The sequence below is a fragment of the Pseudomonas fragariae (ex Marin et al. 2024) genome, from assembly GCF_059621105.1.
Genome location: NZ_CM184369.1, coordinates 1,448,512 through 1,460,919, shown reverse-complemented (window position 1 = coordinate 1,460,919; position 12,408 = coordinate 1,448,512). Strand labels below are relative to the sequence as shown.

At 59.2% G+C, this 12,408-nt stretch carries 6 protein-coding genes; 1 reads left to right on the top strand and 5 read right to left on the bottom strand.

Features of this window, described 5'->3' with window-relative positions; all coding sequences use genetic code 11:
- Positions 1 to 17: 17 nt before the first annotated feature.
- Positions 18 to 962, bottom strand: coding sequence for a transcriptional regulator HrpR (gene hrpR / locus AC54XV_RS06600; RefSeq protein ID WP_080267145.1), 945 nt, complete (start codon positions 960 to 962; stop codon positions 18 to 20).
- Positions 963 to 2,037: 1,075 nt separating this feature from the next.
- Positions 2,038 to 3,561 (bottom strand): lytic transglycosylase domain-containing protein, encoded by a 1,524-nt coding sequence (locus AC54XV_RS06595; protein ID WP_496718169.1) that lies wholly within the window; start codon positions 3,559 to 3,561, stop codon positions 2,038 to 2,040.
- Between the two features lie 218 nt (positions 3,562 to 3,779).
- Here AC54XV_RS06595 and AC54XV_RS06590 point away from each other — a divergent pair, with 218 nt between their 5' ends.
- Positions 3,780 to 9,140, top strand: coding sequence for an AvrE-family type 3 secretion system effector (locus tag AC54XV_RS06590; RefSeq protein ID WP_496718167.1), 5,361 nt, complete (start codon positions 3,780 to 3,782; stop codon positions 9,138 to 9,140).
- 62 nt (positions 9,141 to 9,202) lie between these two features.
- On the opposite strand, the gene AC54XV_RS06585 is transcribed toward AC54XV_RS06590, so the two are convergent.
- The 3 genes from AC54XV_RS06585 to AC54XV_RS06575 all read right to left on the bottom strand — a co-directional run bounded on the left by AC54XV_RS06585 (position 9,203) and on the right by AC54XV_RS06575 (position 12,351).
- Entirely contained in the window at positions 9,203 to 9,592 is a 390-nt protein-coding gene (locus tag AC54XV_RS06585) for a type III secretion system chaperone (protein ID WP_004406567.1), read from the bottom strand.
- 105 nt (positions 9,593 to 9,697) lie between these two features.
- The gene (locus AC54XV_RS06580) at positions 9,698 to 11,860 is read right to left on the bottom strand and encodes a hypothetical protein (protein ID WP_058398988.1); all 2,163 of its coding nucleotides are present in this window, start codon (positions 11,858 to 11,860) and stop codon (positions 9,698 to 9,700) included.
- Positions 11,857 to 12,351, bottom strand: a complete 495-nt coding sequence (locus AC54XV_RS06575; protein ID WP_024638530.1) for a CesT family type III secretion system chaperone — start codon at positions 12,349 to 12,351, stop codon at positions 11,857 to 11,859. The genes AC54XV_RS06580 and AC54XV_RS06575 overlap by 4 nt, the downstream gene beginning before the upstream one ends.
- Positions 12,352 to 12,408: the final 57 nt, after the last annotated feature.

The window sequence follows — 12,408 nt, the reverse complement described above, 5'->3', positions numbered from 1 at the left end:
GCGAGCGCAGCAGCGATTCAGGACTCGGCTACCAGGTCGATATGCGAAGCAACCCCCAGCTCTTTCATGCGGTGGTAGAGGGTGCGCCGGGGCAGTTCGAGCTCCTCGAGCACAGCGTCGAAATTGTGCCGATGTCGCTTCAAGGCATCCTGAATGAGCATTTTCTCGATGACGCGCATCTGCATGCGCAGCCCTGTTACCGGGTCACGCGCTTCGACCGGCTCAGCGCCCAGCAACGGCAACCCCAGGACAAAACGCTTGGCAGCCGACTTCAGTTCGCGCACGTTGCCGGGCCAGTCATGGCTCAACAGGATCTGTACACGTCGATTGTCGAGCGTTGGAACGGAGCGGCCGGATTCTGCGGCGATGTCCTGGGTGAACTGGTCGAACAATGGCAAAATCTGCTCGCGACGCTTGCGCAAGGCTGGCAACTGCAGTGTCAGCACATTGAGCCTGAAAAACAGGTCACGACGAAAAAGTCCTTGTTCCACCAGTTCATCCAGCGGACGCTGGGCCGACGCAATCACTCGCAGATCCAGTGGTATGAAATCGGTCGAGCCGAGCCGCTCGACGCCCCTGCTTTCCAGCACCCGCAAGAGCTTGGCCTGAAGGCTCAACGGCATGCTGTCGATTTCATCCAGATAGAGGGTGCCGCCGCTGGAGGCTTCGATGTAGCCCTCGCGAGCCCGACACACGCCGGTGAACGCACCATTGACCACGCCGAACAACTGGCTCTCTGCCAACGATTCGGGGATGGCCGCACAGTTCATGCCGACAAAGGGCCCGGTCCTGCTCGACAGCTCATGAATCCGGCTGGCCAGGGTATCTTTGCCGGTGCCGGTTTCCCCGCAAAGAAGCAAGTCCATATCCAGTAGCGCGCTGTTCATTACAATTTGATGACCAGCCGATAATGCAGTTACGTTCCAACACGTTCGAACGTCGTTATCAATGTCTGTGCTCATCGATCACTCTCATGGCGGGAGGAAGGCGGGATATTAATACCACGTCTTACAAGGCACACATATAGTAATTTAGTTCCCCACAGACGGTGAAAAATTTCACAAACTCGAGAATCACTATCAAGTAGCGCCACCCCCCCTAAGACCCACTCGGTATAGCGCAAGCGCTTTGAAATGACTCTGTTAATATATCCTTATTCCAAAATTATCATGGACTTACGCTAGCCAAGCGTCGCTGCAGCCTCCATGGCTGCGGGGAATCCAGCCGTATGCCCGATCATGGGTCATAATGAAATCGAAAAATTTGTAACTTGCCAATCGCAGAAAAAACAGATAGCCACCCCATGAATCTGGTAGCACACTTAATAGCCGCCGCAGCACGTTAGTTCTTTACAGCAATAAAAAATGAGCACACCAAAACAGCTATTTGTAGGAACGTACTGTATTAACTTTCCATACACCTACAACTAACACACTCAAGAAAAAACCGGTTAACGTTTAACTTACTCCACACGTCCAAATAGGGAGAACCGGTTGCAAGACAGAACCCGGCAACTGGGCTAATACAAACAAGACCACAGTCGGATTTCCGAACGATGGCGCATCTCTGATCTGGTTGGATCCATAACCCTCCCATTTTTTGGGCTCATCTCGCGATAGCTTTTTGCCACCCATGCATTCGGTAATCCGAACGCGTGGCCTTTTCAGAATGCGTATTTGCAGGTTTTGAAAATGGCTAATTCGCTGAAAGGATTCACTGTAGGACAATCTGGCAATCCAGGCTTATAGCGTTATGAACGCCTCTCACCATAAGCAGCGCTGATACCTCATCATCACTGAGATTGTTTCAAAAAATGTGTAAGTATTTCCTTACAATTCTTTACAAAGTTTGCGTGAGCCATTGAGAAACATATTTGGTAACGCTTGGTCCGCCACCCTTTTTACGTCCCTATAAAGGCAAAAAAAGGATCAAAATTTTTTATTCGAAGGTTTCGGGCACGCGCTGAGAACGCGAAAAAGCACTAAAAAAGGGCAATTTTCAGGTGCTTTAAGCGCTCAGGAGAAAAAAATCGAGAGGTTATTGGCGTGGATCGCTTGCGTACACCACGACACGAGGACCGTTCGGCAGCTCACGCGGCTCATCGCGGTACGCGATCTCGTCGCGCTTGCGTGGCGACGAACGGTCATCAATGTACAGCCTCTTTTGTATCCGGCGGTCCAGTAGCGAACGCTCGTTTGTCGCCTGCGACGACGCCTGACGCGCAGGCTGGATGGGGTCGGACACAGTTACCTGTTCGGCAGCATGAACGGGTTGCGCGGGGCCGGGCAAGGGCTCCTGCCTGGCAACCTGGACGACTTTCGGTTGCGGTTCACGCCTGACCGGCTGCACCGATTCCGGTGCTGGCTCGCGCTCAAGCACCTGCATCAGGCCTGCCGTCTGCTCGCGCCCTGCTGCCTGCAACGGCTCAGGCGTCGGAGCGCGCTCGGCCACTTGCGACGATGGCTCGCGCTCGATCACACGCTTTCCGGGACTTGCCGGGATGACAGCGGTTGTCGGCGACTCTCCGGTGATCCGCTCGATACCTGCCGTCAACACCTGCGTGTGGGTCTTGGGAATCAGCAAACGTCCCGGGCCATCCGGGGTCTTTTTTCGCAGGAATGCCGGGTTGAGGCGCAACAACTGTGCCTCGTCTACCCCGGTGGTGGCGGCGAGCTGAGTCAGGTCTACCGTGTGGTTGAGCTCAACCACATCGAAATACGGCATGTTGGCGACCGGCGTCAGTTGCACGCCGTAGGCGCCTGGATTGCGCACCACCAGCGAAAGTGCCAGCAGGCGCGGAACGTAGTCCTGGGTTTCCCGGGGTAAATTCAAATGCCAGTAGTCGACAGGCATGCCACGTCGACGGTTGGCGTCGATCGCTCGTGCAACCGTGCCCTCGCCTGCGTTATAGGCCGCCAGTGCCAACAGCCAGTCGTTATTGAACTGATCATGCAGGCGAGTCAGATAATCCATCGCCGCCTTGCTTGACGCGACGACATCGCGGCGGGCGTCGTAGGTAGCGCTCTGGTTCAAGTTGAACTGGCGACCGGTGGACGGGATGAACTGCCAGAGGCCCGCTGCCGCCGCCGGGGAGTTGGCCAAGGGATTGTAAGAGCTCTCGATCATGGGCAGCAGCGCCAGCTCCAATGGCATGTTGCGCTCATCGAGACGTTCGACAATGAAATGCAGGTAAGGCGTGGCGCGCTTGCTGGCCCCGGTCAGGAAGCCGCGATTGTTCAGCAGCCAGTCACGCTGGCGAGCGATACGTTCATTGACGCCCTGCCCGTCCACCAGCCGGCATCGCTGCGCCACCCGTTGCCAAACGTCCTCGCCGTTGTAGACGGGCAAATCGGCAACAGTCGTTGCAGCCAGGGGGTCGGCCTGCGCGTCGGCGGAGCGATGCCCCAGCCCGGCGACCAGTCGCGGCAAGCGGTCCAGGCGCGACGGTGAGTCATCGACTGACTGACAGCCCACACACAGCGCCCCCAGGGCCAGAACGGCGATCTGTACCGAACGAGCCAGCAAACGAGGAGACGAAACGTGGAGGGCAACGGCGGCCATGTGCGGAATGTCCTGAACGTGTCCCCCTACGTGGCACGCCCGCCTTTCCAGTTCCCTGCAAGACGTATTTCGCTTGCGTACGCACAAGCCTGAAACGTTTCAGCCAGCTGTTTTTCTGTGGAACCGGTGCCTTTCCCATGCCACACAGGAGCTGAAGGACTTTTCAAAGGGTTACAAAATCGCCGTCGTCGGGCGGCAAATGGAAAGGGAGATGCACCGTGCAGGCACCAACGGTCAACCGTAATACCGGAAACGTCATTGCGCCAGAAGCGACAGCAAGAGCCGACAACCCTTCAAATATCCGGCAACAAACCGAACAGCCGACCCAGCGCTCCTCACATTCGCTGGGCAGTATGGGCAAACGGCTGCTGAAAAGCGTCGGTAAGGTGTTCCAGAAATCCAGTGCACCCCGGCAGTCGGCAGCCAGACCGCCCAGTACGCAACCCCCCTCAAGCTCACCGCCGCGCTCCAGTCGCGAGGCGGGCAGAAACACCAGTCGTGACACTCGTCTGCCAGATAACCCGCCGCCGCGCAACGATCCTCCCCCCAAGTCAATTCTGCGCACCCGTGCGAACACCTCGGGAACGACGAAGCATGAAATAGAACAAGGATCGACGCGGGCAGACACTGCCCCCCGCAACAATCGCCGTGTCACGTTCAATCTTCCGCAGGATCAGCTCACACGCAGCGCCTCAGAGCAGCTAGCCGCAGAGCCCATGACTGACGAAGAGGCGGTCGCCAGCGCTATGCGCGAACGCCGTAACCCCGGCAGCCGCCTGCAAGGCTCCGATGGCACACGCCAGTCAATGCAGCCTGTAGAACCGAACACGGCAAGCAGTTCCGGTACCAAAGCCGACGATCCTGATGGGCCGCTCGCACGCCGCAATACCGGGCTGGAAAGTAGCACCGGCGGGCGCTCCGAGCTCAGGAGCGAGCAACTGATACGCGATACGCGACCACAGGCCACTATCAGGCTGAGTGCCGATGGCAAGCCGGATTTCTCTTCGTTCAAGACGCCCGGCATGGCCGCTTTGCTGAACGACATACTCGCCAAGCCCGGACAAACCTATCTGGCGCAGCAGAGTGAGCAAGGCGTGCAGGACCATCAACTGTTGCAAGCCAACGGGCATCTGCTGCATCTGGCGCAAGGTGACAGCTCGCTGGCGGTCATCCGCAGCAGCGAGCCAACACTGCCGGTGGCAGGCGGGAAACCTCCGCCGGTGAACATGCAGCGTGAAGAAAATCACATTCATCTCGACACCCTTGACGGGCGGCGCAGCCAGGAGTTGCCAGGCAAGGCCCATATCGCCCACCTCACCGACGTCCATCAGACCACCAACGGCGACCGCCTGCGCGTGCACGAAGACCGGCTGTACCAGTTCGAACCGCTCGCCGCACGCTGGAAGCCGGTGGATGAAATCGAGAACATCGCCTTCAACCGCCTGATAACCGGAGGCAACGGCTCGGTCTACGCCAAAAGTGACGATGTTGTCGTCGATCTCTCCAGCCCGTTCATGCCGCATGCCGATTTCAACAACCTGAAGTCATTTTCGGTCGCACCTGACGATACCGCGGCACTGCTCAGCGGCTCGGATGTGCAGACCGTCCTGCTCACCGACATGAGTCCGGTGATTGGTGGGCTGACCCCGAAAAAAACCAAAACCCTGGAACTCGACGGTGGTCAGGCACAGGCCGCCGAAGTCGCCCTGAGCAACGACAGGCTATTTATTGCCGACACGCAGGGCAGGCTTTACAGCACTGATCGCAGCGCCTTCGAAAGCAACGAGCCAACGTTGCGCCTGATGCCCGAACGGGCCGGCTACAGGCTGGACGATCAACCAATGGGCGGCCACAACAGCGTCAGCGGATTCATCAGCGGCGATGACGGTCGCGTGCACGCACTGATCAGGAATCGTCAGGGCGAGGTGCACTCCCATGCGCTCGACGAGCAGGGTGCGAAGCTGGAAAGTGGCTGGAATCTGACCAATGCGCTGGTTCTGGACAACACACGCGGCCTGACGGTTATGCCAGCGCCCGTCGGTGCCGACCGCCTGCACCTCGACCGTGCCGGTCTGGTCGGTTTGAGCGCCGGTCGCATCCAGCGTTGGGACGCGACGCCGCAGTGCTGGAAAGACGCAGGCATCAAGGATGTCGATCGCTTGCAGCGCGGAGCCGACAGCAACGCCTACGTGTTGAAAGGTGGCAAGCTGCTCAGGCTCGACGTGGCCCCTAAACACCCCAATGTCGCCTTCGACCACAATACGGCACTGGCCCAGATAGCGCGCTCGACCAAGGTGGCTATGGGCAAGGAAATCGCAGGGCTGGAGAATCGGGTCGTGACCGCCTTTGCCATGGTCAGCGACAAGCGCTTTGTCGCGCTCGATGATCAGAACAGACTGACGGCCCATAGCAAGGACCACAAACCCATTGATCTGGATACCTCCGCAATTGACGGAGACATCAAGGATCTGGCCCTGGACGAAAAGCATAATCTTTACGCGTTGAGCAGCACCGGTAAGCTGTATTGCATGCCCAGAGAGGCATGGCAGGCAACCCGATTCGGAGGCCAGTTGGCCGCCAAATGGACGCCGCTGGCAGCGCCCGACGGGCAACCGGTCAAAGCGCTGTACAGCAATGATGACAATCGCTTGAGCGTCCAGGTCGAGGACGCCGCCGGTCAAGGCCTGATGCAACTCAAAGAGGGTCAGTGGCAAGCGTTCGAGCAGCGTCCCGTGGAAAAAAACGGCTTGAACGACGTTTACAACCGCATCACGCGCGCGCACAAGACCTGGCGGATTCCAGGCACCGGGTTGACAGCAAAGCTGGACATCAATGCATTCGGGCGCAGCGGCATGGAGAAAAGCAATCGCCCCTCCGCCAGCGAGGCCATGCGGGCCAACGTTTACAAGAACACGCTGGAACCGCCTCGCTGGATGAAGAACGTCGGCAACAATATCCAGCATCGCTATCATGGTCGCGAGGGCCTGAAGGAGCTCTACAAGAAAGAGCTGATCGCGTTCAAACAACTTGAACTGATTCATGAAGCCGGCGGCACACCGCCGACCCCGGGCAACGATCTGAAAGCGCGAATTGCGCGCCTGCAGCTTGGCCCTGAAGGCGCTGAGCTGGCGAAAGAACTCGAAGTATTCCGCGACGAACTGGAAAAGCACGCCAGGACGGCGTTGGAGAACATTGGCAAGGATTACGGCAAGCTCAAAAACCTCAGGCAGAACGACGGTGTGCTCAACCAGCACAGCGCATTGGCAAAGTCATCGAAACGCACTCAGCTAGGCAAGAAGCTGGCTGAACTGGGGTCGATGCTCAACTTCAAAAGCTCCGGCCATGATTTCGTCAATGAGCTGGATAACGCCCTGACCCGTGTCGCCCCGTCCGCAGAAAACCCGACGGCCACAACGCTCAGGCTGCTGAAAGACAACGGTGTAAAGCTTTCTCACACCAAAACCGATATCGGTATGGGCCAACGCCGCGACGCCAATGAAGATCACGGGCTGAGCAAGGCCCGCCTGGCGCTCGATCTGGTCACCCTGAACGACCTCGGTGCGCTGATCGGCAAGGTTGAGCTGCTGGCACGCAGCAGCGACCTGCCCAGGCTGCAAGCGGAATTGACCTCGTTACGCGATGTGACCTATGGCGAGAATCCGGTCAAGCAGGTCACTGACATGGGCTTTACCGATAACGCAGCACTGGAAGGCGCGTATGACGCGGTCAAGGCGTTCTCGAACGCACTCAAGAAATCCGACCACGCGGTCAGCGTCAATATGCGCGCGGCAACCGGCAGCCAGGATCAGTCCGAACTGGCCGACACGCTCAAGGCCATGCTCAAAAACCTGGAGCATGGCGACGATGAAATCGGCGTGCAACGCAGTTACGGCCTGAACCTGACCAGCCCGTTCGCCGTCCTTGCCGACAAGTCGACAGGCCCGTGGCCGACCGCCGGCGCTACCGGCAATCGCAACTACCTCTTCAGTGCCGAACGTTGCGAAGGCGGCGTGACCCTGTACCTGATGAGAGAAGCGGCCGGCAATATCAGCGGCGGCGTGGGCGGCGGCAAGGACTACTGGCCTGGCTTTTTCGACGAAAACCACCCTGCCCGCAGCGTCGATATCGGTAACAACCGCAAGATGACGCCGAACTTCCGTCTTGGCGGAGACGTGACCGCAACCGCTGCCGCCAGCCAGCGTGCCGGGGTGATCTTCAATGTGGCGGACGACGAAATCGACGGGTTCGTCGACGACCTGTTCGAAGGCAAGCTCAACCCCTTGCAGCTGTTGAACAAGGTCAAGGACCACGAAACCTATGAAGCGCGCCGCTTCAATTTCGATATCACCACAGGCTTCAGCGCTGATATGCGCGTCGGCTTCGGCCTGTCGGAGGCCGACAGCGCGCCGCTTTCCGCGGTTGCGCGTCTGGGCGTGGCGGCGAATGTCACGGTCAACCTGCTGAGCTACACCGATTACTCCCTGACCCAGAAGAACGACAAGACAGAGCTGCGCGAAGGCGGCAAGAACCGGCCGCGCTTTTTCAACAGTCTGATCTTCGGCGGGCAGGCACGCGGGCAGATCAGTGGCACGCATAGCAACTCCACAGCGACCCCGGCCTCCGCTGCCGGGCCGACACCGGCGACTCAATCGGCGGCCAATAACCTGGGGGTCGCAGCGAACGTGACCATTGATGACAAAACCGTCAAACGGGTCAAGTTCCGCTTTAACGTAGCGACCCCGATGACCACCGAGAGCCTGGACAAACTGTCGAAAAGTCTCGGTGCAGCCTTCAAGGACAAAGCCACGACAGCCCGCCTTGCAGCGCTGCAGAATCCGCTGAACGCTCTTTACGTCGACATGAACCCTGAGCAGGCCATTCAGGCACGACTTGACGGGCTCAAAGCGCTGTTTGCCGAGAGACCGTCGCAGAACGACACGCAATACAAGGCGCTTCGGGACCTGAAAAGGGCAGGCGTGCAACACGAAGCGTCGATCAACAATCACAGTGTGCTGGACAATGCCCGCTTCGAAACCAGCAAGACCAGCCTGTCCGGCCTGAGCAAGGAAAGTATCCTCACCAGAATCATGGGTTCGATACGCGAAGCCAGTGCGCCCGGCAACGCGGCCAGGGTCGCCGAGTACATGCGTCAGGACCCGACGCTCAGCGCCATGGTCAAGCAACTTGAAAACAGCCAGGGCACCCTCGCCCGGGTACGCCTTGAACCGAAAGACTCGCTGATCGACGACATAGACGAAGGCAGCCGCAGGGGGACGCTGACGCAGACCGAACTCTCCGGCCTTCTGGAAAATCGCAACAACATGAGGATCAAAAGGCTGGTGGTGTTCCATGCCCCACCGCAGAGCGAGAACTTCACGTCACCTACGCCACTGATCAGCTACAACAGCGGCGCCTCGTTGAGCGTGAACAAGACCCTCGGGCGGATCAATTTCATCTATGGCGAAGACCAGGACAAACCCATCGGCTACACGTTCGACGGGGAACTGTCGCGGCCCTCGGCGTCGCTGAAAGAGGCGGCAGGCGAGTTGAAACTGTCGGGCTTCGAAGTCAAAAGCTGATAGTTGAAACACCGTAAAAAGCGCCGCATGGAAGCGGCGCGTTGGCGGGCAATCTCGTCTGCTCAGGCGTGCAAAAATGCGCGGGCTTCGCGAGCCTGAGCAATAAAGCCACGCGTCACGTCGCAAAAGGCTGGCTCATCGAGCGACACCAGCTCACGTTGCGCACACAAGCGCACATCGCCCTGATCGACGGCAAACCAGCAACCGTGCAAGCGGGCGACGTCGAAGTTCAGGCTCAACAACTGCTGCAAATCGGCAGAGCGTTCAGGGCAGCGCCCGACACGGCAATGAAAGATGACCATCTCACTGTGCTCGGGCAACTCGATGATGGCGGCTTCGTTGTCCTGGCCGTCATACAGCGCGCATACCCCGTTCTGCCAGGTAAGCGAAGTGCCGAGCTGGGCACCCAGCGCAGTGATGAAACGGGAAAACTCGTGTTGCGAGGTATTCATCGTCATAGTCCTTTAGGAAAAGCCTGAGCTGACCAGGCAGTGAGTGGCTGCCTGGCGCTGCAGGTTCCACAAAAAGGGGCCGCCAAAGACGCAGCCCCCGTGTGTTTATAAGCCTCGACGGCCCTCCTCCATCGAACTCAGTTCGACATCGACGGGGTCAGCGTTGTCCGCAGGCAAGGGTGTCTCTGGCGCGTTGCGTGAATTGCGCAAGGCCGAAACACCTTTCGATACGTCCTCTTCCACCCCGCGGAGTGTATCCACCACCAATTGGGTCGGTAATTGCAACGCCCCTCTGCCCATGTGATAGGCGCTTTCAACGGCTCTGGGGATACCAAGCGCAGTCCCCGGCTGGAACGTGTGTGGCAGTGAAGCTCTGTCTGGATGGCGCATAGTGTTCCAGGCGCTTTCAGTACGCGGCAGCATCGGCATTGCGCCGCCCATGCCCGCCTCTTTCAGGGCCTTGGCCTCGGCCGTGACCGACTGGTTGGCATACAGGGTCGACAGGTAAGACACCGAACCGGTTGCCGCCAGCGCCATGTTGCGCAGGATATTCCTCGCGCTGAGCGTGCCGGATGCACCTTGGGGCTGGACGGCAACCGGTGGTAGCGCACCGTTCAGCGCTGCACTTTGCACACCTGAAACAGCCTTGCTGTAGAACGCGGTGCGTACCGCCGGTTCGCGAAGGTCCAGGCCTTTGGCCAGGTCCTTGCCCAGGTCGGCATTGGCGCGGTCCGGGGTGAAGACCGGGATCTTGCGCCCGCGCGGATCGACATAGGTCGAGTTCAGCTGTGCAATGGTCTGGGTGGTGGCTGATATGGCCCCGGCGATCCCGGAGGTCACCGCTCTGGCCGACAGGGTCTGGCCATTGAGCAGATTGAAATCATTGAGCATCTGGCGTACCGCCTGCCCGCCACCAAAGGCGCCGTAGGGGATCATCTCACCCAGTGGATGGGTAGACGAAACCTGAACCTTTTTCTGATTCAAGACCGCTCGCTCGCTTTCGACGAAGGCTTTGTCCTCAGCGGCTTCCTCAGGCGTTTTTCTGACCAGTGCGCCGTTGTCGTTCTTCAACTCGAAAGGGTCGGGAATCACCGAGTCGGTATCAATCCCCTTGAGCGGCACCATATTCAGCCGCTCGTTGAGGCCGGCTTTCTGAAACCCGGCCTGCACCATCGGCTTCAACAGGTTGGTAACGCCCTCGTGAGCCACCCCGGCAGTCAGTCCTACGGCCAGGGCCCTCTTCATGCTGGCGTCGGCGCTTTTTTCGGGAACGGCATCTTTCATCGCGTCACCGGTGGCCGTGCGGATATACCCCAGGTGGAGCATGGACACCATAAACTGCGGCACCGCTGCCGCGACGATCGGACCGATCCCTTTCCAGCCGCCGACCGAGTTGCGATCGACGTTCAGCTTGTCGATCAGAGCATCCATTTGCGTGTGAGCGGCAACGGCACTCAACCGCTTGGCTTCAGGCGATTTGCAGAAGTCGGCGTGCAGGTCGCTCAGCATCGCCCTGGCCGTTTCCAGCGCCTGCCTGTCCATCAGCAAAACCGGTCTGCTGTCCTCAGTGGCGCCCTCCAACTGGCTGTCCAGCGCGGCGATGCGTTCGTCCAGCACCGCGAGACTGTGGTTCAGCCCCGCTTCGATGGATTTACTCGCCCGACCGGCGTATTCGCCAAGCGCCGCCTGACTGACCGCCAGTGTGTTGCGGTCGCGCAGCCCTCCGGGGCCGAATGCCTCAGCCGTCGCGTCATGCATGAGCTGGAAGTGCTCCAGCTGGTCTGCGAGCGACCGGGCAAAGCCCTTGATCAGTTGTTCGGTCTCGGCCTTGCCTGGCAGATGCCCTGGCTCAGCGAATCGTCCGAGCATTTGCTGTAAATCGGAGCCGTGAAACTGTTGCAACGCATAACGCTCAGGCGACAAACGGGCGGCCATGACCTCGAAGGGCAGTTTTTCAGACTGCAACAGACTGCCGATCAGCAGGGCCGCGTTAGCGCTGATAGTCGGCGTGGAAGTGCCTTGTACGGTGGGCTGTTCGGCACGAAACTTCTCCAATGTCGGCAGATGTCGCGGCGCGACTGGCAGGCGAGCGGCACCGGCCGCCGAGCTTTCCGGCGCTTGAGCGGCCGACTGGCTGGCGGTCAGCGGCGGGTTGCTGCTCGGGCTTACCGCGAGAGGATGAGCCTGGGCGACAGCGGCAGACGGCTGCGGCTGGTTCGCCTGAACGATTTCGGTACTGCCTGATCCGCCGACTCGTGTGCCAATCATTGGAACCTCCCGGAACTCGCAGGATTGTCACGCGTGGTTGCCTGAGAAGCAGGCATATTGACCGGGGCGCCCGCAGCACCCACCGGCCCCATGAAACCGTGCTCGCGCCACTCTCTGGCCAGGTCGGCAAAGGACTTCATCAGCAACAGCACGCCCTCGGCTGTCGCTCGTTCAAGGCCTATCGATCCCATCAGCAGCACTCGGCCGGTCTGGGCATTCCAGGAGAAAGCCGGGCTGTGGGCCCCCGAAAACATATGAAAGTTGATGTCCATCAGCGCCAGCAAGGCGCTGTCACGATTGCGCGCGGGCAGCGCGCCCATATCCCCGTAGATGAGAATCGCACGCCCCTCGTCGCGGTCCTGATAGTGAAGGGTGAAGTCGACGTCGCTGATTTTGAAATTGGCTGACTCGTAAAAACGTTCAGGTTCGGAGATCAGACTGAGCGCGCAAATCTCATTGATAAGCGTTTGATATTCATCATTTTTGTTCATTTCACGGCCTCTGAGTGCGATGTGAGTCCACACCATTTTTTTGCTGGCGTGTGCGCA

Excerpts from the sequence above, each read along its gene's own strand:
- hrpR (WP_080267145.1), bottom strand. The coding sequence starts at position 962 with ATGAGCACAGACATTGATAACGACGTTCGAACGTGTTGGAACGTAACT.
- AC54XV_RS06595 (WP_496718169.1), bottom strand. The coding sequence starts at position 3,561 with ATGGCCGCCGTTGCCCTCCACGTTTCGTCTCCTCGTTTGCTGGCTCGT.
- AC54XV_RS06585 (WP_004406567.1), bottom strand. The coding sequence starts at position 9,592 with ATGAATACCTCGCAACACGAGTTTTCCCGTTTCATCACTGCGCTGGGT.
- AC54XV_RS06580 (WP_058398988.1), bottom strand. The coding sequence starts at position 11,860 with ATGATTGGCACACGAGTCGGCGGATCAGGCAGTACCGAAATCGTTCAG.
- AC54XV_RS06575 (WP_024638530.1), bottom strand. The coding sequence starts at position 12,351 with ATGAACAAAAATGATGAATATCAAACGCTTATCAATGAGATTTGCGCG.